The 20950-nt window shown below is 65.2% G+C and carries 19 protein-coding genes; all 19 read left to right on the top strand.

Annotated features, from left to right (window positions below):
- The 19 genes from mnmA to nuoN all read left to right on the top strand — a co-directional run bounded on the left by mnmA (position 1) and on the right by nuoN (position 20903).
- Positions 1 to 1110 (top strand): tRNA 2-thiouridine(34) synthase MnmA, encoded by a 1110-nt coding sequence (gene mnmA, locus LRS53_RS03495; RefSeq protein ID WP_184287166.1) that lies wholly within the window; start codon positions 1 to 3, stop codon positions 1108 to 1110.
- On the top strand, positions 1107 to 1727 hold the full coding sequence (gene hflD, locus LRS53_RS03490) for a high frequency lysogenization protein HflD (protein ID WP_017641461.1): 621 nt from the start codon (positions 1107 to 1109) through the stop codon (positions 1725 to 1727). The genes mnmA and hflD overlap by 4 nt, the downstream gene beginning before the upstream one ends.
- Before the next feature lie 83 nt (positions 1728 to 1810).
- A complete protein-coding gene (purB, locus tag LRS53_RS03485; RefSeq protein ID WP_017641462.1) occupies positions 1811 to 3181 on the top strand; it encodes an adenylosuccinate lyase in 1371 nt (456 codons plus the stop codon).
- Positions 3182 to 3239: 58 nt separating this feature from the next.
- Positions 3240 to 4418: a ribosomal protein uL16 3-hydroxylase gene (locus LRS53_RS03480; protein WP_231354943.1), complete on the top strand. Its 1179-nt coding sequence runs from the start codon at positions 3240 to 3242 to the stop codon at positions 4416 to 4418.
- 12 nt (positions 4419 to 4430) lie between these two features.
- The gene (locus LRS53_RS03475) at positions 4431 to 4961 is read left to right on the top strand and encodes a DUF7931 domain-containing protein (RefSeq protein WP_231354942.1); all 531 of its coding nucleotides are present in this window, start codon (positions 4431 to 4433) and stop codon (positions 4959 to 4961) included.
- Positions 4958 to 5719 (top strand): secretin N-terminal domain-containing protein, encoded by a 762-nt coding sequence (locus LRS53_RS03470; protein WP_231354941.1) that lies wholly within the window; start codon positions 4958 to 4960, stop codon positions 5717 to 5719. The genes LRS53_RS03475 and LRS53_RS03470 overlap by 4 nt, the downstream gene beginning before the upstream one ends.
- A 259-nt stretch (positions 5720 to 5978) precedes the next feature.
- On the top strand, positions 5979 to 6392 hold the full coding sequence (locus LRS53_RS03465) for an NADH-quinone oxidoreductase subunit A (protein ID WP_007158885.1): 414 nt from the start codon (positions 5979 to 5981) through the stop codon (positions 6390 to 6392).
- Between the two features lie 10 nt (positions 6393 to 6402).
- Positions 6403 to 7077 carry a NuoB/complex I 20 kDa subunit family protein gene (locus LRS53_RS03460; RefSeq protein WP_007158886.1) on the top strand — a complete coding sequence of 225 codons (675 nt, stop codon included), beginning with the start codon at positions 6403 to 6405 and terminating at the stop codon, positions 7075 to 7077.
- A gap of 51 nt (positions 7078 to 7128) precedes the next feature.
- Positions 7129 to 8913 carry an NADH-quinone oxidoreductase subunit C/D gene (nuoC, locus tag LRS53_RS03455; RefSeq protein WP_173147937.1) on the top strand — a complete coding sequence of 595 codons (1785 nt, stop codon included), beginning with the start codon at positions 7129 to 7131 and terminating at the stop codon, positions 8911 to 8913.
- Positions 8914 to 8915: 2 nt separating this feature from the next.
- Positions 8916 to 9416: an NADH-quinone oxidoreductase subunit NuoE gene (gene nuoE, locus LRS53_RS03450; RefSeq protein ID WP_017642310.1), complete on the top strand. Its 501-nt coding sequence runs from the start codon at positions 8916 to 8918 to the stop codon at positions 9414 to 9416.
- The gene (gene nuoF, locus LRS53_RS03445) at positions 9413 to 10762 is read left to right on the top strand and encodes an NADH-quinone oxidoreductase subunit NuoF (protein WP_093252346.1); all 1350 of its coding nucleotides are present in this window, start codon (positions 9413 to 9415) and stop codon (positions 10760 to 10762) included. The genes nuoE and nuoF overlap by 4 nt, the downstream gene beginning before the upstream one ends.
- Before the next feature lie 138 nt (positions 10763 to 10900).
- On the top strand, positions 10901 to 13618 hold the full coding sequence (nuoG, locus tag LRS53_RS03440) for an NADH-quinone oxidoreductase subunit NuoG (protein ID WP_231354940.1): 2718 nt from the start codon (positions 10901 to 10903) through the stop codon (positions 13616 to 13618).
- A complete protein-coding gene (gene nuoH / locus LRS53_RS03435) occupies positions 13615 to 14625 on the top strand; it encodes an NADH-quinone oxidoreductase subunit NuoH (protein WP_231354939.1) in 1011 nt (336 codons plus the stop codon). Before nuoG ends, nuoH begins: the two co-directional genes overlap by 4 nt.
- Positions 14626 to 14635: 10 nt before the next feature.
- On the top strand, positions 14636 to 15184 hold the full coding sequence (gene nuoI, locus LRS53_RS03430) for an NADH-quinone oxidoreductase subunit NuoI (protein ID WP_017642306.1): 549 nt from the start codon (positions 14636 to 14638) through the stop codon (positions 15182 to 15184).
- A 9-nt stretch (positions 15185 to 15193) separates the two neighbouring features.
- Positions 15194 to 15706, top strand: a complete 513-nt coding sequence (nuoJ, locus tag LRS53_RS03425) for an NADH-quinone oxidoreductase subunit J (RefSeq protein WP_231354938.1) — start codon at positions 15194 to 15196, stop codon at positions 15704 to 15706.
- Positions 15707 to 15731: 25 nt separating this feature from the next.
- Positions 15732 to 16040, top strand: a complete 309-nt coding sequence (nuoK, locus tag LRS53_RS03420; protein ID WP_059226196.1) for an NADH-quinone oxidoreductase subunit NuoK — start codon at positions 15732 to 15734, stop codon at positions 16038 to 16040.
- Positions 16037 to 17884 (top strand): NADH-quinone oxidoreductase subunit L, encoded by a 1848-nt coding sequence (nuoL, locus tag LRS53_RS03415; protein ID WP_231354937.1) that lies wholly within the window; start codon positions 16037 to 16039, stop codon positions 17882 to 17884. The genes nuoK and nuoL overlap by 4 nt, the downstream gene beginning before the upstream one ends.
- A gap of 27 nt (positions 17885 to 17911) precedes the next feature.
- Positions 17912 to 19444, top strand: a complete 1533-nt coding sequence (gene nuoM, locus LRS53_RS03410; RefSeq protein WP_160924452.1) for an NADH-quinone oxidoreductase subunit M — start codon at positions 17912 to 17914, stop codon at positions 19442 to 19444.
- A gap of 7 nt (positions 19445 to 19451) precedes the next feature.
- On the top strand, positions 19452 to 20903 hold the full coding sequence (nuoN, locus tag LRS53_RS03405; protein ID WP_017642302.1) for an NADH-quinone oxidoreductase subunit NuoN: 1452 nt from the start codon (positions 19452 to 19454) through the stop codon (positions 20901 to 20903).
- The last annotated feature ends 47 nt before the right edge of the window (positions 20904 to 20950 follow it).

Below are 20950 nucleotides of genomic sequence, written 5' to 3'. Positions count from 1 at the left end.
GTGAACGGCACCCGCGTCATCGTCGGCATGTCCGGCGGAGTGGATTCCTCGGTCTCGGCCCTCTTGCTCAAGGAGCAGGGCTATCAGGTCGAGGGCCTGTTCATGAAGAACTGGGACGAGGATGACGGCACCGAGTACTGCACCGCCAAGGAAGACCTGGCCGACGCCCAGGCGGTCTGCGACCGCATCGGCATCACGCTGCACACGGCCAACTTCGCCGCCGAGTACTGGGACCACGTCTTCGAGCACTTCCTCGCCGAATACAAGGCCGGTCGCACGCCGAATCCGGACATCCTCTGCAACCGCGAGATCAAGTTCAAGGCCTTCCTCGACTACGCCCTGGCCCTGGGCGCCGACCTGATCGCCACCGGTCACTATGTGCGCCGTCGCGACGTCGACGGCCAGACCCTGCTGCTCAAGGGCCTCGACGCCAACAAGGACCAGAGCTACTTCCTCCACGCCGTGGGCGGCGAGCAACTGGCGCGCACCCTCTTCCCGGTGGGCGAACTGGAAAAGCCCGAGGTCCGCGCCATCGCCGAGCTGCATGGCCTGGCGACCGCGCGCAAGAAGGACTCCACCGGCATCTGCTTTATCGGCGAACGCCGCTTCAGCGACTTCCTCAAGCAGTACCTGCCGGCCCAGCCGGGCGATATCGAGACCACCACCGGCGAGGTCATCGGCCGCCACCACGGCCTGATGTACCACACCATTGGGCAGCGCCAGGGCCTGGGCATCGGCGGCATGAAGGATGCCGGTGACGATCCCTGGTACGTGCTGAGCAAGGACCTGACCCGCAACGTGCTGATCGTCGGTCAGGGCAACGCCCACCCCTGGCTGTTCGCCGAGGCCCTGACCGTCAGCGAGATGTTCTGGGTCAATGACCTGGACCTCACCCAGCCGCGCCGTCTCACCGCCAAGGTCCGCTATCGCCAGCAGGACCAGCCCTGCCGGATCGAACGCCAGGGCAGCGGCTACCGGGTGGTCTTCGACGAGCCCCAACGCGCCGTGACCCCGGGTCAATCGGTGGTCTTCTATGACGGCGATGTCTGCCTGGGCGGTGGCGTGATCGAACACTATCAACCTGCCTGCGCCGAGGCGCCCGCCGCATGAATCGCACCCAGGAACAACTCATCGCCCTGGGCGGCGTCTTCCAGGCCGCCGTGCTGGTCGACCAGTTGGCGCGCACCGGCCAGGTGCCCGAAGAACCCCTGGCCTGCCTGCTCGGCAGCCTGCTGGTCAGGGATCCGGGCAGCACCCTGGACGTCTACGGCGGCAGCGTAGTGCCGCTGCGCGAGGGCCTGGGCGCCCTTTCCAGCACCCTGGAGCGCAATCCCAACAGCCTGCAGCGCGAGCCCCTGCGCTATGCCCTGGCGATGACCGCCCTGGAACGCAAGCTGGAGAAGCGCGGCGACCTGCTCGACCTCATCGGCCGGCGCCTCACCCAGATCCAGTCCCAGGTCGAGCACTTCGGTGTGGCCCACGAGAACGTCATCGCCGCCTGCGGTGGTCTCTACGAGGACACCCTGAGCACCTTCAAGCAGCGCATCCAGGTGCACGGCGAGATGCGCTACCTGCAGCAATCCGCCACCGCCTCGCGGGTACGCGCCCTGCTGCTGGCCGGGATTCGCTCGGCGCGCCTCTGGCGCCAGCTCGGCGGCCATCGCTGGCAGCTGGTGCTCAATCGCCGCAAGCTGCTCGATAATCTCTATCCCCTGCGCAACGGCTGATCCCAGGCCGGCGGCGGTACTACAGCCCCGGCCTTTGCGTGTAGAATTCGGCCCCTTTCTCCCCCGCTACCAAGAGAATGCCCATGCAGCTCTCCTCGCTCACCGCCGTATCGCCCATCGACGGCCGTTACGCCGGCAAGACCGCCGCCCTGCGCCCCATCTTCAGCGAATTCGGCCTGATCCGTTTCCGCGCCCAGGTCGAGGTCCGCTGGCTGCAGCGCCTGGCCGCCCACGCGGGCATTCCCGAAGTCGCGCCCTTCTCCGCCGAAGCCAATGCCCTGCTGGACAAGCTGGCCACCGCGTTCAGCGTCGAGCAGGCGCAGCGGGTCAAGGACATCGAGCGCACCACCAACCACGACGTCAAGGCCATCGAGTACCTGCTCAAGGAAGAGGTCGCCAACCTGCCGGAGCTGGCTGCGGTGAGCGAATTCATCCACTTCGCCTGCACCTCCGAGGACATCAACAACCTGTCCCACGCCCTGATGCTGCGCGAAGGCCGTGACCAGGTGCTGCTGCCGCTGATGCGCCAGATCGCCGGCGAGATCCGCGTGCTGGCCCATCGCTTCGCCGACGTGCCCATGCTGTCGCGGACCCACGGCCAGCCCGCCTCCCCCACCAGCCTGGGCAAGGAACTGGCCAACGTGGTCTATCGCCTGGAACGCCAGATCGAGCAGATCGCCGCCATCCGTCCACTGGGCAAGATCAACGGCGCCGTGGGCAACTACAACGCCCACCTGTCCGCCTACCCGGACGTCGACTGGGAAGCCAATGCGCGTACCTTCATCGAAGACGACCTCGGCCTGACCCTGAATCCCTACACCACCCAGATCGAGCCGCACGACTACATCGCCGAGCTGTTCGATGCCATCGCCCGCTTCAACACCATCCTGATCGACTTCGACCGGGACATCTGGGGCTACATCTCCCTCGGCTACTTCAAGCAGAAGACCGTGGCTGGCGAGATCGGCTCCTCGACCATGCCGCACAAGGTCAACCCCATCGACTTCGAGAACTCCGAAGGCAACCTGGGTATCGCCAACGCCATCCTCCAGCACCTGGCCAGCAAGCTGCCGATCTCCCGCTGGCAGCGCGACCTGACCGACTCCACGGTGCTGCGCAACCTGGGCACCGGCCTGGCCCACGGCGTGATCGCCTACGAAGCCACTCTCAAGGGCATCGGCAAGCTGGAACTCAACGCCGCGCGGATCGCCGAAGACCTGGACGCCTGCTGGGAAGTCCTGGCCGAGCCGGTGCAGACCGTGATGCGCCGCTATGGCGTGGCCAACCCCTACGAGAAGCTCAAGGAATTGACCCGCGGCAAGGGCATCAGCGCCAGCGCCTTGCAGGACTTCATCGACGGCCTGGAAATCCCCGAGGCCGCCAAGGCCGAGCTGCGCCAGCTGACTCCGGCCGGCTATATCGGCAACGCTGCCGAACAGGCCCGTCGGGTCTGAAGATCATCCTTTTTCTACGCCCGGCCTCGCCGGGCGTTTTTCATTGCGCGAGGTGTGCATGAACCCGGATCAACCCCTGCAACTGCTCGGCGGCCTGACCGCCCGTGAATTCCTGCGCGACTACTGGCAGCGCAAACCCCTGCTGATCCGCCAGGCCCTCCCGGACTTCCAGAATCCCCTGGAGCCCGACGAACTGGCCGGCCTGTCGCTGGAAGAGGAAATCGAATCCCGCCTGATCATCGGCCAGGACCGTACCTGGGAACTGCGCCGCGGCCCCCTGCCGGAAGACACCTTCGCCAGCCTGCCCGAGCGGGACTGGACCCTGCTGGTGCAATCGGTCGATCAGTTCGTCCCCGAGGTGGCCGAGGTGCTGGAGTCCTTCCGCTTCCTGCCCAGCTGGCGCGTCGACGACATCATGGTCAGCTATGCCGCCCCCGGTGGCGGTGTCGGCCCCCACTACGATCACTATGACGTCTTCCTGCTGCAGGGCCATGGTCGCCGCCGCTGGCGCATCGGCCAGCAGTGCACCGCCGACAGCCCGCTGATCGACGGCCTGGAGCTGAAGATCCTCGCCGACTTCCAGCAGACCGACGAATGGGTCCTGGAACCGGGCGACATGCTCTACCTGCCGCCGGGTCTGGCCCACGACGGCATCGCCGAAGACGAGTGCATGACCTACTCCATCGGCTTCCGCGCCCCCAGTGCCGGCGAGGTGCTCACCCACTTCACCGATTTCCTCGCCCAGTTCATCCCCGAGGACGAGCGCTACAGCGACGCCGGTTGTGCGCCGGCCAGCGAGCATCCGGCCGAGATCCCGCCCGAGGCCATCGAGCGCCTGCGCGGCCTGATGAAACGCCACCTGAGCGACGATCGCCTGCTGTTGGCCTGGTTCGGCCAGCACATGACCGAGCCGCGCTATCCGGAGCGGGTCGCCGGGGAAAACCTCAGCGCCAAGCAGCTGCGCAAGGAACTCGACGAAGGCGCCCTGCTGATGCGCAATCCCAGTGGCCGCATCGCCTGGAGTCGCCTGGAAGACGAGGTGATGGTCTTCGCCAGCGGCCAGAGCCGCCTGCTGCCCATGCGGCTGCAACCGCTGCTCGACCTGCTATGCTCGGCGGAGGTCCTGCACGAGGCCAATCTCGCGCCCTGGCTGCAGGACGACGATGCCATGCGCCTGATCCGCGAACTGCTCCAGCAGGGCAGCCTGATCTTTGCCGGAGAAGACGACGACGAGTGAGAAGGAGCCGCCGTGGACGAGTCCTTTGCCGATCTGACCCTGGACGCCCTGCCCGAACCTCAGCTCGGCCAGGATCTCGCCCTGCGCCTCGAAGGCCTGGACGCCCTGCGTGAGCACAGCGTCCGCCTCATCGCTCAAGCCAGCCGCCAGCTGTGTATCCAGACGCCTGACCTGGAAGCGCCCCTCTACGACAACCGGGACGTCGAGGCGGCGATCAAGCGCCTGCTGCTGGGCCATCCACGGCATCAGGTACGTCTCCTGATCAACGACAGCGCCCTCGCCATGCGCCAGGGCCATCGCCTCATCGCCCTGGCGCAACGCCTGACCAGCAACCTGCTGATTCGGCGACCACCGGCCGACCAGCAACCGGAAGGCGCCTGCCTGATTGTCGACGACCAGGCCCTGCTGCGCCGCATGGGTAGCGCACCCACCGGCTTCGTCCGTTATGGCGACCGCGCTGCCGTCAAGGTGCAACAACTGGTCTTCGATCGCCTCTGGGCGATCAGCCAACCGGATCAGGAATTGCGGAGGATGCTGCTGTGAAAGGCCTGCTGGCGCTCTTGCTGCTGTTGACAGCCACCGCCTGGGCCACGCCGCGTACCGAAGTCATTCCCCTGCAATACCGCACCGCCGACGACCTGCTGCCCACCCTGCAAGCCGTCCTCGGCAGCGAAGGCAAGGTCAACGTCTATGGCAATCAGCTGATCGTCAACGCCGAGCCGGCCAAGCTGGCCGAGATCAAGAATCTGCTGGCCCAGCTGGATACCCAACCGCGGCGCCTGCTCATCACCCTGGCTACCCGCGCCGGCAGTTCGGGCGCCAGTCAGGGCTATTCGGTAAACGGCGATGTGCGCTCGCCCCAGGTGCGCATCATCGAAGACAGCACCGACCAGAAGGAGGATGGCGCCCAGCGCGTCCAGGTCACCGAGGGCTATCCCGCCTTCATCCGCTTCGGCGCAGACGTGCCGGTGACCACCTACCAGACCTCGCCCTATGGCCAGAGCTACGCCCAGACCGATTACCGCCGGCTCGAACGCGGCTTTCAGGTCACCGCCCGTCTGAGCGGCAACCTGGTCCATCTGGACATCAACAGCGTGGATGATCGCGCCGCGGCCATGCGCCCGGGCACGGTGCAGACCCAGAGCGCCGCCACTCGCATCAGCGGCCCGTTGGGGCGATGGCTGGATCTGGGCGGCTTTCGCCAACAGGTCGAGAGCGACCAGAACGGCCTCACCCGCTACTACTCGACCGAGGGTCGTGACGACCGTCAACTGAGCATTCGCGCCGACCTCATCGACTAGCGAATCGGCGAACGGCAGAACTCTGGCGGCAACTGGCAATCTAGGACACAGGAAGCAAAAGAAACTTATTTGAGAATAATTCTTATATTCATTCTCAAATAAACCTGAAGTTCCGTTTAGTTTGATTCAAAGCAGTCCAATAGAATCTTTTTAAGCCAATAAATTTACAGAATGAATCGATAGAGCATAAAATCTGTCTGTGTTGCGACACCGTGTCGCACTGATAGCGCCTGATACCCAATAATTAAGGATTCAAAGCATGTCTGAGTCGATCAGCCTACTGACCCACAACTGGAGCTTCGCGGTATTTCTCCTGGGCGTGGTCGGTCTGATCGCCTTCATGCTCGGAGTCTCGAGCCTGCTCGGCAGCAAAGCCGTGGGCCGTAGCAAGAACGATCCCTTCGAGTCCGGCATCGTCCCCACCGGGGGTGCTCGTCTCCGTCTCTCTGCCAAGTTCTATCTGGTCGCGATGCTCTTCGTGATCTTCGACGTCGAAGCCCTCTTTCTCTTCGCCTGGTCGGTTTCCATCCGTGAATCGGGATGGGCCGGCTTCGTGGAAGCCTCCATTTTCATAGCAATTCTGTTGGCGGGTCTTGTCTACCTGTGGCGAATCGGAGCGCTCGATTGGGCGCCTGCGAGCCGTCGCGAGCGGCAGGCGAAGTCGAAACAATGAGGCTTTGGCAATGCAATACAATCTCACCCGGATCGATCCCGATGCGGCAGTAGACCGCTATCCGGCCGGCCAGCGGGAAACCGTGGCCGACCCCGTCGAAAGTCAGGTCAACCGCAGCATCTTCATGGGCAAGCTCGAAGATGTCCTGCGGGGCGCGGTCAATTGGGGGCGCAAGAACTCCCTCTGGCCGTACAACTTCGGCCTGTCCTGCTGCTATGTGGAAATGACCACCGCCTTCACGGCGCCCCACGACATCGCCCGCTTCGGCGCCGAAGTCATCCGGGCCTCGCCGCGTCAGGCCGACTTCATGGTCATCGCCGGCACTCCCTTCATGAAGATGGCCCCGGTCATCCAGCGCCTGTACGAGCAGATGCTGGAACCCAAGTGGGTGATCTCCATGGGCGCCTGCGCTAACTCCGGCGGTATGTACGACATCTACTCGGTCGTTCAGGGCGTGGACAAGTTCCTGCCCGTCGACGTCTATGTGCCCGGCTGCCCGCCTCGCCCCGAAGCCTTCCTCCAGGGCCTAATGCTCCTGCAGGACTCCATCGGTGAAGAGCGCCGCCCCCTCTCCTGGGTGGTGGGCGACCAGGGTATCTACCGCGCCGAGATGCCTTCGCAGCGCGAGCAGAACCGCGAGCGCCGCATCCAGGTCACCAACCTGCGCAGCCCAGACGAAGTGTAAGTCCCTTCCGGGACCTGCACGCTGACGACGATCGATTAGCGACGGAACATCATGACCGCAGACACCGCTCTGTCCGCCTCTGCGCTCGCCCCTGCCGGCGAAGCGTCGGTGGTTGGCGAACTCCAGGGCCAGTTCGGCGCCGACGCCCTGACCCTGCAAGACACCCGTACCGGCATGCCGGTGATCTGGGTGGCGCGCGAACGAATCATCGAAGTGTTGCGCTTCCTACGCAACCTGCCCCGCCCCTACGTCATGCTTTATGACCTGCATGGCGTGGACGAACGCCTACGGACCCATCGCCGCGGCTTGCCCAACGCGGACTTCACCGTTTTCTACCACCTGCTGTCCATCGACCGTAACAGCGATGTGATGCTCAAGGTAGCCCTGTCCGCCAACGACCTGCGCCTGCCCACCGCTACCGGTATTTTCCCCAACGCCAACTGGTACGAGCGGGAAGTGCTGGACATGTACGGCATCCATTTCGACGGTCACCCGCTGCCCAAGCGCATGCTGATGGCCGACAACTGGCAGGGGCACCCCCTGCGCAAGGACTATCCGGCGCGTGCGACCGAGTTCGATCCCTATGCGTTGAATGCCGCCAAGCAGGATCTCGAACAGGAAACCCTGAGATTCAAGCCCGAGGAATGGGGCATGAAGGAGCATGCGGAAAATTCCGACTTCATGTTCCTCAACCTGGGCCCGAACCACCCCTCCGCCCACGGTGCCTTCCGCATCATTCTGCAGCTGGACGGCGAAGAGATCGTCGACTGCGTTCCGGAGATCGGCTACCACCACCGCGGCGCCGAGAAGATGGGTGAGCGCCAGTCCTGGCACAGCTACATCCCCTACACCGATCGGGTCGACTACCTGGGCGGGGTGATGAACAACCTGCCCTACGTCCTTTCGGTGGAAAAGCTCGCCGGTATCAAGGTGCCGTCGCGGGTCGACTTCATCCGCGTGATGATGGCCGAGTTCTTCCGCATCAACAGCCACCTGCTGTTCCTGGGTACCTATATCCAGGACATCGGCGCCATGACCCCGGTGTTCTTTACCTTCACCGACCGTCAGCGCGCCTACAAGGTGATCGAAGCCATCACCGGCTTCCGCATGCACCCGGCCTGGTTCCGTATCGGCGGCGTCGCCCATGACCTGCCGCGTGGCTGGGACAAGCTGGTCCGCGAATTCCTCGACTGGATGCCCAAGCGTCTGGACGAGTACGAGAAAGCCGCGATGAAGAACAGCATCCTCATCGGCCGGACCAAGAACGTCGCCGTCTACAACACCAAGGAAGCCCTGGAGTGGGGCGTCACCGGTCCCAACCTGCGCGCCACCGGTCTCGATTTCGACCTGCGCAAGGCCCGTCCCTACTCCGGCTACGAGAACTTCGAATTCGAGGTGCCCATCGCCCACAACGGCGACTGCTACGACCGCGGCATGCTGCGCGTCGAGGAGATGCGCCAGAGCCTGCGCATCATCGAGCAGTGCCTGCAGCACATGCCCGAAGGCCCGTACAAGGCGGATCACCCGCTCACTACGCCGCCGCCCAAGGAGCGCACCCTGCAGCACATCGAGACCCTGATCACCCACTTCCTGCAAGTGTCCTGGGGTCCGGTGATGCCGGCGGGCGAAGCCTTCCAGATGATCGAGGCGACCAAGGGCGCCAACAGCTATTACCTGACGAGCGATGGCAGCACCATGAGCTACCGCACCCGCATCCGGACGCCAAGCTTCCCGCATCTGCAGCAGATCCCGGCCGTCATCCGCGGCAGCATGGTGTCCGACCTGATTGCCTACCTGGGCAGTATCGACTTCGTCATGGCCGACGTGGACCGCTGAGCATGAGCACCGAAACCCTGATCCAAACCGACCGTTTCGTCCTGAGCGACACCGAGCGCTCGGCCATCGAGCACGAGATGCATCACTACGAGGACCCGCGCGCGGCGTCCATCGAAGCCCTGAAGATCGTCCAGAAGGAACGTGGCTGGGTGCCGGACGGCGCCATCTACGCCATCGGCGAGGTGCTGGGCATTCCCGCCAGCGACGTCGAGGGCGTGGCGACCTTCTACAGCCAGATCTTCCGCGTGCCGGTCGGTCGCCACATCATCCGCGTGTGCGACAGCATGACCTGCTACATCGGCGGCCACGAATCCGTGGTGGGCGAGATCCAGCGTCAGCTGGGCATCGGCCTGGGCCAGACCACCACCGACAGCCGCTTCACCCTGCTGCCGGTCTGCTGCCTGGGCAATTGCGACAAGGCCCCGGCGCTGATGATCGACGACGATACCCATGGCGATGTCCAACCTGCGGGCGTGGCCAAACTGCTGGAGGGATACGCATGAGACTGACCTCCTTCGGGCCTGCCAACAGCATCGCCCGTACCCCCGAGACCCATCCCCTGACCTGGCGCCTGCGTGAAGACGGCGCTCCGGTCTGGCTGGAGGAATATCAGGCGAAGGACGGCTACGCCGCGGCGCGCAAGGCGCTGACCGAGCTGGCACCCGACGCCATCGTCCAGGAAGTCAAGGACTCCGGCCTCAAGGGCCGCGGCGGTGCGGGCTTCCCCACCGGCGTGAAGTGGGGCCTGATGCCCAAGGACGAATCCCTCGATATCCGCTACCTGCTGTGCAATGCGGACGAGATGGAGCCCAACACCTGGAAGGACCGCCTGCTCATGGAGCAGCTGCCGCACCTGCTGGTGGAAGGCATGCTGATCAGCGCCCGGGCACTCAAGGCCTACCGTGGCTACATCTTCCTGCGCGGCGAATACGTCGACGCCGCCGCCAACCTGCGGCGCGCGGTGGAAGAAGCCAAGGCCGCCGGTCTGCTGGGCAAGAACATCCTCGGCAGCGGCTTCGACTTCGAGCTGTTCGTCCACACCGGTGCCGGTCGCTACATCTGTGGCGAAGAGACCGCGCTGATCAACTCCCTGGAAGGTCGCCGCGCCAACCCGCGCTCCAAGCCGCCCTTCCCCGCCGCCGTCGGCGTCTGGGGCAAGCCGACCTGCGTCAACAACGTCGAGACCCTGTGCAACGTGCCGGGCATCGTCGCGGGTGGCGTGGACTGGTACAAGAGCCTGGCCCGCGAAGGCAGTGAAGACATGGGCACCAAGCTCATGGGCTTCTCCGGCAAGGTGAAGAATCCGGGCGTCTGGGAACTGCCCTTCGGCATCACCGCCCAGGAGCTGTTCGAGGACTATGCGGGCGGCATGCGCGATGGCTTCAAGCTGAAATGCTGGCAGCCCGGTGGCGCCGGTACCGGCTTCCTGCTGCCCGAGCACCTCTCGGCGCAGATGTACGCCGGCGGCATCGGCAAGGTCGGCACCCGCATGGGCACCGGTCTGGCCCTGGCCGTGGACGACAGCGTCAACATGGTTTCGCTGCTGCGCAACATGGAAGAGTTCTTCGCCCGCGAATCCTGTGGCTGGTGCACCCCCTGCCGCGACGGCCTGCCCTGGAGCGTCAAGCTCCTGCGCAGCCTGGAGAAAGGCGAAGGCCAGCAGGGCGATCTCGATACCTTGCTGCAGCTGGTCAACTTCCTCGGCCCGGGCAAGACCTTCTGTGCCCACGCACCGGGCGCCGTCGAGCCCCTGGGTAGTGCCATCAAGTATTTCCGCGAGGAGTTCGAGGCCGGTGTGCGCAAGGCGCCCAGCGAACCTCGTCCGACTGCTTCCGCGACCGTGATCTGAGGACCTGCCCCTCGGGGCCGCTCCCATCGCTTTCTGGCCGGGCTCGACCCGGCCGGCGCTGCCACTGGCGACCGCCAGGGCGGCGCGAACGTTTTCCCATTAGCCAGACCCGCCCTGCGCGGGTGAGAAGAAAACCCTATGGCCACTATCCATGTAGACGGCAAGACGTACGAGGTCGACGGGGCGGACAACCTCCTCGAAGCCTGCCTGTCCCTGGGGCTCGACATCCCCTATTTCTGCTGGCACCCGGCGCTGGGCAGCGTCGGCGCCTGCCGCCAGTGCGCGGTGAAGCAGTTCGCCGACGAGAATGACACCCGCGGGCGCCTGGTCATGTCCTGCATGACCCCGTCCAGCGACAAGACCTATATCTCCATCGAAGACGCCGAAGCCAAGGAATTCCGCAGCTCGGTCATCGAATGGCTGATGACCAACCATCCCCACGACTGTCCGGTCTGCGAAGAAGGCGGCCACTGCCACCTGCAGGACATGACGGTGATGACCGGTCACAACAAACGCCGTTATCGCTTCACCAAGCGTACCCACCAGAATCAGGACCTCGGCCCGTTCGTCGCTCACGAGATGAACCGCTGCATCGCCTGCTATCGCTGCGTGCGCTACTACAAGGACTACGCCGGCGGTACCGACCTGGGCGTCTACGGTGCCCACGACAACGTCTACTTCGGCCGCGTCGAGGACGGTACCCTGGAGAGCGAATTCTCCGGCAACCTGACCGAGGTCTGCCCCACCGGGGTGTTCACCGACAAGACCCACTCCGAGCGCTACAACCGCAAGTGGGACATGCAGTTCGCCCCGAGCATCTGCCATGGCTGCTCCTCCGGCTGCAACATCAGCCCCGGCGAGCGCTATGGCGAATTGCGCCGCATCGAGAACCGCTTCAACGGCTCGGTGAACCAGTATTTCCTCTGCGACCGTGGCCGCTTCGGCTATGGCTATGTCAATCGCAAGGATCGTCCGCGTCAGGCCCTGCTGAAGGACGGCAGCCTGGAAACCGGCATCGACGCCGCCCTGGATCGCGCTGCCCTGCTGCTGCGCGGCAAGAAGGTGATCGGCATCGGTTCGCCCCGCGCCAGCCTGGAAAGCAACCACGCCCTGCGCGAACTGGTCGGCGCCGAGAATTTCTCCAGCGGCATGAGCGCCCGTGACCTGGCCAACGTGCGCCTCGTGCTGCAGGTCCTCAAGGACAGCCCCCTGCCCGTCCCGACCCTGCGCGCCATGGAGAAGCACGATGCCGTCTTCGTCCTCGGCGAGGATCTGACCCAGACCGCCGCCCGTCTGGCGCTGTCCCTGCGGCAGTCCGTCAAGGGCAAGCCCGAGGCCATGGCCTCGGCGCAGAAGATCCAGCCCTGGCTGAACGCGGCCGTGCAGAACATCGGCCAGAGCGAGCGTAATCCGCTGTTCATCGCCAGCGTCGCCGCCACCCGCCTGGACGACGTCGCCGACGCCCGTCTGCATGGCTCGCCGTTGGAACTGGCCCGTTTCGGCCACGCCGTGGCCCACGCCATCGACGCCAGCGCCCCGGCCGTCGACGGCCTGAGCAGCGAAGTCGCCGAGCAGGCTCGCCTGCTGGCCGAAACCCTGCTGGCCGCCGAACGGCCGCTGGTGGTATCCGGCACCTCCCTGGGTGAGCCGGCGCTGATCGAAGCCGCCGCGAACCTGGCCAAGGCCCTCGCCGCCAAGGGCAAGGCCGGCTCCCTGAGTCTTGTGGTGCCCGAAGCCAACAGCCTGGGCCTGGCGCTCTATGGCGGCGAGTCCGTCGAAGACGCCTTCGCGGCCCTGGAAAACGGCCAGGCCGATGCCCTGGTGGTGCTGGAGAACGACCTCTATCGCCGTGCCCCGGCCCAGCGGGTGGATCAGGCACTGGCCCGCGCCCAGGTGCTGGTGGTGCTGGATCACCAGCGTACCGCCACCGCTCAGCGCGCCGACCTGGTGCTGCCGGCGGCGAGCTTCGCCGAAGGCGACGGTACCCTGGTCAGCCAGGAGGGTCGCGCCCAGCGCTTCTTCCAGGTCTACGAACCGAGCTATTACGATCCCTCCAGCCTGGTCCGCGAGGGCTGGCGCTGGCTGCATGCCCTGCGCAACACCCTGGACAACCGCCCGGTGGACTGGACCCAACTGGACCATGTCACTGACGCCGTGGCCACCGCCGCACCGCAGCTGGACGGCATCCGCGATGCTGCGCCCAACGCCAGCTTCCGGGTGAAGGGCCTCAAGCTCGCTCGTGAACCGCACCGCTACAGTGGCCGTACCTCCATGCGTGCCAACCTCAGCGTGCACGAGCCGCGTGCGCCCCAGGACGCCGACACCGCCTTTGCCTTTTCCATGGAAGGTTATGCCGGCAGCGCCGAGCCGCGTCAGCAGATCCCCTTCGCCTGGTCGCCGGGCTGGAACTCGCCCCAGGCCTGGAACAAGTTCCAGGACGAGGTGGGTGGTCACCTGCGCGCTGGCGATCCGGGCGTACGCCTGATCGAGTCCCAGGGCGATCGCCTGAGCTGGTTCGCCGTGCCGACCGCTGCCGTGCGCGGCGCCGAGTCCGGCTTCCAGGCCGTACCGCTATACCACCTGTTCGGCAGCGAAGAGACCTCTTCGCGCGCCGAGCCGGTGCGTGAGCGCATCCCGGCGGCCTACGTGGCCCTGGCCAAGGCCGATGCCGACCGCCTGGGCGTCAACGAAGGTGCCCTGCTGCGCCTGCAGGTCGCCGGTCAGGAACTGCGCCTGCCATTGCAGATCAAGGCCGAGCTGTCCGCTGGCTTGGTCGGCCTGCCCGCCGGCTTCGAAGGGATTCCGGTGGACTTCGCCGGCCTCACCGTGGAAGGACTGCAGGAGGCCGCGGCATGACCTGGCTCACCCCCACCCTCATCGCCGTCGTCATCGGCATCGTCAAGGCCATCGTCATCCTGCTGGCGGTAGTCATCTGCGGTGCGCTGCTGAGCTTCGTCGAACGCCGTCTGCTGGGTCTCTGGCAGGACCGCCACGGCCCCAACCGGGTTGGCCCCTTTGGTGCCTTCCAGCTGGGCGCCGACATGCTGAAGATGTTCTTCAAGGAGGACTGGACGCCGCCGTTCGCCGACAAGATGATCTTCGCCCTGGCACCGGTGATCGCCATGGGCTCGCTGCTGGTGGCCTTCTCGGTCATCCCGATCACCCCCACCTGGGGCGTGGCGGACCTGAACGTCGGCCTGCTATTCTTCTTCGCCATGGCCGGCGTCAACGTCTATGCCGTGCTCTTCGCCGGCTGGGCGAGCAACAACAAGTTCTCGCTGCTGGGCGCCATGCGCGCCTCGGCCCAGACCCTCTCCTACGAGGTGTTCATGGGCCTGTCGGTGATGGGCATCGTGGCCGTGACCGGTTCCTTCAACATGAGGGACATCGTCGAGGCGCAGCACCAGGGCTGGTGGTTCATCGTTCCCCAGTTCTTCGGCTTCTGCACCTTCTTCATCGCCGGCATCGCCGTGACCCACCGTCATCCCTTCGATCAGCCGGAAGCCGAGCAGGAGCTCGCCGACGGTTATCACATCGAATACGCGGGCATGAAGTGGGGCATGTTCTTCGTCGGCGAATACATCGGCATCGTGCTGATCTCGGCGCTGCTGGTGACCCTGTTCTTCGGCGGCTGGCACGGTCCCTTCCTGGACACCCTGCCCTGGCTGTCGTTCTTCTGGTTCGCCCTGAAGACCGCCTTCTTCATCATGATCTTCATCCTGCTGCGCGCGTCCATTCCGCGTCCGCGCTACGACCAGGTAATGGCCTTCAGCTGGAAGTTCTGCCTGCCCCTGACCCTGATCAACCTGCTGGTGACCGGCGCGGTGGTGCTTTACACCGCCATGCCGGCCATCGGCCAGTGAGGTATCCGTCATGATCAAGGAAATCCTGCACGTCCTGCATGGCACCTACACCCAGTTGCGCAGCATCGTGATGGTCTTCGGCCACGCCTTCCGCAAGCGCGACACCCTGCAATACCCCGAGGAGCCGGTGTACCTGCCGCCGCGTTACCGTGGCCGCATCGTGCTCACCCGTGACCCCGACGGCCAGGAGCGCTGCGTGGCGTGCAACCTGTGCGCCGTGGCCTGCCCGGTCGGCTGCATCTCCTTGCAGAAGACCGAGGCCGAAGACGGTCGCTGGTATCCGGAGTTCTTCCGCATCAACTTCTCGCGCTGCATCTTCTGCGGCATGTGCGAGGAGGCCTGCCCCACCACCGCCATCCAGCTGACCCCGGACTTCGAGATGTCCGAGTTCAAGCGCCAGGAGCTGGTGTACGAGAAGCAGGACCTGCTGATCTCGGGTCCGGGCAAGTATCCGGAATACAACTTCTACCGTGTGGCCGGCATGGCCATCGCGGGCAAGCCCAAGGGTGCCGCGCAGAGCGAGGCAGAGCCGATCAACGTGAAGAGCCTGCTGCCCTAAGGAGCTGTCGTGGAATTCGCCTTCTATTTCTCCGCTGGGGTGGCCGTGCTGGCCACCTTCCGGGTGATCACCAACACCAATCCGGTGCATGCGCTGCTGTACCTGATCATCTCGCTGCTGGCCGTGTCCATGGTGTTCTTCGCCCTGGGCGCGCCCTTCGCCGGGGCCCTGGAGATCATCGTCTACGCCGGCGCCATCATGGTGCTGTTCGTCTTCGTGGTGATGATGCTCAACCTCGGGCCGGTCATCGCCGACCAGGAACGCAAGTGGCTGACCCCCAAGGTCTGGATCGGTCCGTCGATCCTCGCCGGTGCCCTGCTGGTGGAACTGCTGGTGGTGCTGGCGCGCACCCCGGGTGGCACCACCATCGGTCACACCTCGGTAGAGGCCAAGGCCGTGGGCATCAGTCTGTTCGGACCCTATCTGCTGGCGGTCGAACTGGCCTCCATGCTGCTCTTGGGTGCCCTGGTCGCGGCCTATCACCTGGGTCGCAGCGACGTCAAAGACGGGATCGGCGAGTGAGTCGCCAAGGACTGGAGAACAGCCAATGAACGCCATACCTTTGGAACACGGCCTGGCCCTCGCCGGTGCCCTGTTCGCCCTTGGCCTGGTGGGCCTGATGGTCCGCCGCAACATCCTCTTCGTGCTCATGAGTCTGGAAATCATGATGAATGCCGCCGCCCTGGCCTTCGTGGTCGCGGGTAGCCGTTGGGGCGCTCCCGACGGTCAGGTGATGTTCATCCTGATCCTGAGCCTGGCCGCCGCCGAGGCCAGTATCGGCCTGGCGATCCTGCTGCAGCTCTATCGCCGCTTCCACACCCTCGACGTCGATGCCGCCAGCGAGATGCACGGATGAACCTGCTACCCCTCACCTTCGCCTTTCCCCTGGTCGGCTACTTCCTGCTGGCCTTCTCCCGCAGTCGGCTGTCGGAGAATCTTTCCGCGCTGATCGGCGTGGGTTCGGTAGGCCTGGCGGCGCTGGTCGCCGCCTGGGTCGGCTGGAACTTCCACGCCGCACCGCCCGCCGACGGCCACCTGACCATCGTCCTCTGGCAGTGGATGAACGTGGAGGGCTTCGCGCCCAACATGGCGCTCTACCTGGACGGCCTGTCGCTGACCATGCTCGGCGTGGTCACCGGCGTCGGCTTCCTGATTCACCTGTTCGCCTCCTGGTACATGCGCGGTGAAGAGGGCTATTCGCGCTTCTTCGCCTACACCAACTTGTTCATCTTCAGCATGTTGCTGCTGGTTCTCGGCGACAACCTGCTGCTGCTGTACTTCGGTTGGGAAGGCGTGGGCCTGTGCAGCTACCTGCTGATCGGCTTCTACTACAGCGAGCGCGCCAACGGCAACGCAGCGCTGAAGGCCTTCATCGTCACCCGCGTCGGCGACGTCTTCATGGCCTTCGGTCTGTTCATCCTGTTCATGACCCTGGGCACCCTGGACATCCAGGAGCTGCTGCAGAAGGCCCCTGACGTCTTCGCCAGCGGTGATCCGCTGATCGTACTGGCCACCCTGGCGCTGCTCGGCGGTGCCGTCGGCAAGTCGGCCCAGCTGCCGCTGCAGACCTGGCTGGCGGACGCCATGGCCGGTCCGACCCCGGTCTCGGCGTTGATCCACGCGGCGACCATGGTGACCGCGGGCGTCTACCTGATCGCCCGGACCCACGGTCTGTTCCTGCTGGCGCCGGAGATCCTGCACCTGGTCGGCATCGTCGGTGCCGTGACCCTGGTGTTGGCTGGTTTCGCCGCCCTGGTCCAGACCGACATCAAGCGCATCCTGGCCTATTCGACCATGAGCCAGATCGGCTACATGTTCCTGGCCCTGGGTGTAGGCGCCTGGCAGCCGGCGATCTTCCACCTGATGATCCACGCCTTCTTCAAGGCGCTGCTGTTCCTCGCCTCGGGTTCGGTGATCCTGGCCTGCCACCACGAGCAGAACATCTTCAAGATGGGCGGCCTGTGGAAGAAGATCCCCCTGGCCTACGCCAGCTTCGTGGTGGGGGGTTCGGCCCTGGCGGCACTGCCGCTGGTAACCGCCGGCTTCTACTCCAAGGACGAGATCCTTTGGGAAGCCATGGCCAGCGGTCACACCTACCTGCTCTATGCAGGCCTGGCCGGTGCCTTCCTGACCTCGATCTACACCTTCCGCCTGATCTTCATCACCTTCCATGGCGAGGCGCACACCGAGGCTCATGCCGGCCACGGCATCGCCCACAACCTGCCGCTGGCGGTACTGCTGGTGCTTTCGACCTTCGTCGGCGCGATGATCGTGCCGCCGCTGGCCGGTGTGCTGCCGGAATCCGTCGGCCATGCCGGTGGCGAAGCCAAGCACTCGCTGGAGATCACCTCGGGGGCCATCGCCATCGCCGGCATCCTCCTGGCCGCCCTGCTCTTCCTCGGCAAGCGTTCCTTCGTGAACGGTCTGGCCAAGAGCGCGCCGGGCCGCTTCTTCGGGACCTGGTGGTATCACGCCTGGGGCTTCGACTGGCTGTACGACCTGATCTTCGTCAAGCCGTACCTGCTGCTGACCCGCCTACTGCGTCGCGATCCCTTCGACCAGGCCATTGGCCTGATCCCGATGCTGGCACGCGGTGGCAACCTGGCACTGAGCATCACCGAGAACGGCCGTCTGCGCTGGTACGCGGCTTCCATCGTGGGAGGCGCCGTGCTGTTGCTCGGCGCGCTGCTGCTGGCCTGACCCCCTGACTAAGGATAAGTACACGTCATGCTTCTGCCCTGGCTAATCCTGATCCCCTTCATCGGCGGCCTGCTCTGTTTCCTCACGGAAAAGACCGGCCCGCTGGTGCCCCGCTGGATCGCTCTGTTCACCATGCTGCTGGAGCTGGTGCTCGGCCTCTGGCTGTGGGCCCACGGCGACTACAGCCTGGCGCCGGCCCCTGGTGCCGAAACCGCCTGGACCGCGGAATTCCAGATGGACTGGATTCCGCGCTTCGGCATCAGCCTGCACTTCGGCCTCGACGGCCTGTCGCTGCTGATGATCCTGCTCACCGGCCTGCTCGGTGTGCTGGCGGTGACCTGCTCCTGGCGCGAAGTGCAGCGCCATGTCGGCTTCTTCCACCTCAACCTGCTGTGGATCATCGGCGGCGTGGTGGGGGTGTTCCTGGCGCTGGACCTGTTCCTGTTCTTCTTCTTCTGGGAAATGATGCTGGTGCCGATGTACTTCCTGATCGCGCTGTGGGGCCATAGCTCCGCGGACGGCAAGAAGAGCCGCATCACCGCCGCCACCAAGTTCTTCATCTTCACCCAGGCCAGCGGCCTGATCATGCTGGTGGCGATCATCGCCCTGGTGCTGGTGAACTACGGTGCCACCGGCGTCCTGACCTTCGACTACGAAGACCTGCTGCAACTGCAGCTGGATCCCAAGCTGGAATACCTGCTGATGCTGGGCTTCTTCATCGCCTTCGCGGTGAAGCTGCCGGTGGTGCCGCTGCACTCCTGGCTGCCCGATGCCCACGCCCAGGCGCCAACCGCCGGTTCCGTCGACCTCGCCGGTATCCTGCTCAAGACCGCCGCCTACGGCCTGCTGCGCTTCGCCATCCCGCTGTTCCCCAACGCCTCGGCGGAATTCGCGCCGATCGCCATGTGGCTGGGCATCATCGGCATCTTCTACGGCGCCATCCTGTCGTTCGCCCAGACCGACATCAAGCGCCTGGTGGCCTACTCCAGCGTCTCGCACATGGGCTTCGTGCTGATCGGCATCTACTCCGGCAGCCCCCAGGCGCTGCAGGGCGTGGTGGTGCAGATGATCGCCCACGGCCTTTCCGCCGCCGGCCTGTTCATCCTCTGTGGCCAGCTCTACGAGCGCATGCATACCCGTGACATGCGCGAGATGGGCGGTCTCTGGGCACGCCTGCCCTACCTGCCGGCCCTGAGTCTGTTCTTCGCCTCGGCGTCCCTGGGTCTGCCCGGTACCGGTAACTTCGTCGGCGAGTTCCTGATCCTGCTGGGCGCCTTCCCGGTGGTGCCGATGATCACCGTCATCGCCACCTTCGGCCTGGTGTTCGCCTCGGTCTATTCGCTGATCATGATCCACCGCGCCTACTTCGGCCCAGCCAAGGCCGAGGGTGCCCTGCCGGGTCTGAATGCACGGGAACTGTCGATGCTGCTGTTGCTTGGCGTGCTGCTGGTGCTGCTCGGCGTCTACCCGCAGCCGGTGCTGGATACCTCGGCCGCGAGCATGGCCGGTGTTCAGCAGTGGCTCGGCGAAGCCTTCTCCTCTCTCGTTTCCGCCCGGTAAGAGCGCCATGACCTTTACCTACGAACACTTCATCGCCCTCCTGCCGATCATCATCACCGGCCTCACCGCCGTGGTGGTGATGCTGGGCATCGCCTGGCGGCGGGATCACACCATCATCCCGACCCTGGGCGTGATCGGTCTCAACCTGGCCCTGCTGTCCTGCATCCCGGCCCTGGGCGTCGGCGCCATCGACGTCACCCCGCTGCTGCGCATCGACGGCTTCAGCTGCTTCTACATGGCGCTGATCCTGATCGCCACCCTGGCCTGCATGACCCTGTCGCACGCCTACATGGAAGGCTATCCGGGCAACCGTGAAGAGCTGTACCTGCTGCTGCTGATCTCCGCCACCGGCGGTCTGGTGCTGGTGGCGGCGCAGAACGTCGCCGGCCTGTTCATCGGCCTGGAACTGCTGTCGGTACCGGTCTACGGCCTGGTGGCCTACAGCTACTTCAATCGCCGCTCCCTGGAAGCCGGCATGAAGTACCTGGTGCTGTCCGCCGCCGGCTCGGCCATCCTGCTGTTCGGCATGGCTCTGCTCTACGCCCAGTCAGGTAGCCTGAACTTCGCCGACATCGGCATGCAAATGGACGCTCCGGCCAGCACCGGCCTGCTGATGGAAATCGGCCTCGGCATGCTGATCGTCGGCCTCGGCTTCAAGCTGTCCCTGGTGCCCTTCCATCTCTGGACTCCGGACGTCTACGAGGGCTCGCCGGCTCCGGTCGGCGCCTTCCTGGCCACCGCCAGCAAGGTCGCCGTCTTCGCCGTGCTGGTACGGGTGTTCCAGACCATGCCCATGGCCACCGAAGACGGCTGGCTGCACGATGCCATCGCCTTCATCGCCATCGCCTCCATGCTGGTGGGCAACCTGCTGGCGCTGATGCAGAGCAACCTCAAGCGGCTGCTGGGTTACTCCTCCATCTCCCACTTCGGCTACCTGCTGGTGGCGGTGGCCTCGGGCGAAGGCCTGTCGATGGAAGCCGTGGCGGTCTACCTGGTGACCTATGTCTTCACCAGCCTGGGCGCCTTCGGCGTGATCACCCTGATGTCCAGCCCGAGCAACGGTCAACGTGACGCCGATGCGCTGTTCGAGTACCGCGGCCTGTTCTGGCGCCGTCCGTACCTGACCGCGGCGCTGACGGTGATGATGCTGTCCCTGGCCGGCATCCCGCTCACCGCCGGCTTCATCGGCAAGTTTTACGTCATCACCGTGGGCGTGGAAGCGGGCATGTGGTGGCAGACCGCGGCCATCGTGCTGGGCAGCGCCATCGGCCTGTTCTACTACCTGCGCGTGATGGTCACCCTGTACCTGACCGAGCAGGGCCTGCAGCGCCACGATGCGCCGATGAACTGGGGTCAGCGCGCCGGTGGCGTGATGCTGATCGCCATTTCCATCGCGACCTTCGTGCTGGGTGTCTATCCGCAGCCGCTGCTGCAACTGGCACAGCTGACGGTGTTCTGATCCCAGACGCCGCCCACGATCCCCGCTTCGGCGGGGATCGTCGTTTC

This window comes from Pseudomonas sp. PLB05, assembly GCF_021106615.1.
Taxonomy (GTDB): Bacteria; Pseudomonadota; Gammaproteobacteria; order Pseudomonadales; family Pseudomonadaceae; genus Chryseomonas; species Chryseomonas benzopyrenica.
Note: the sequence above shows the minus strand (reverse complement) of the source record. Positions and strands in the feature narration are given on the sequence as shown.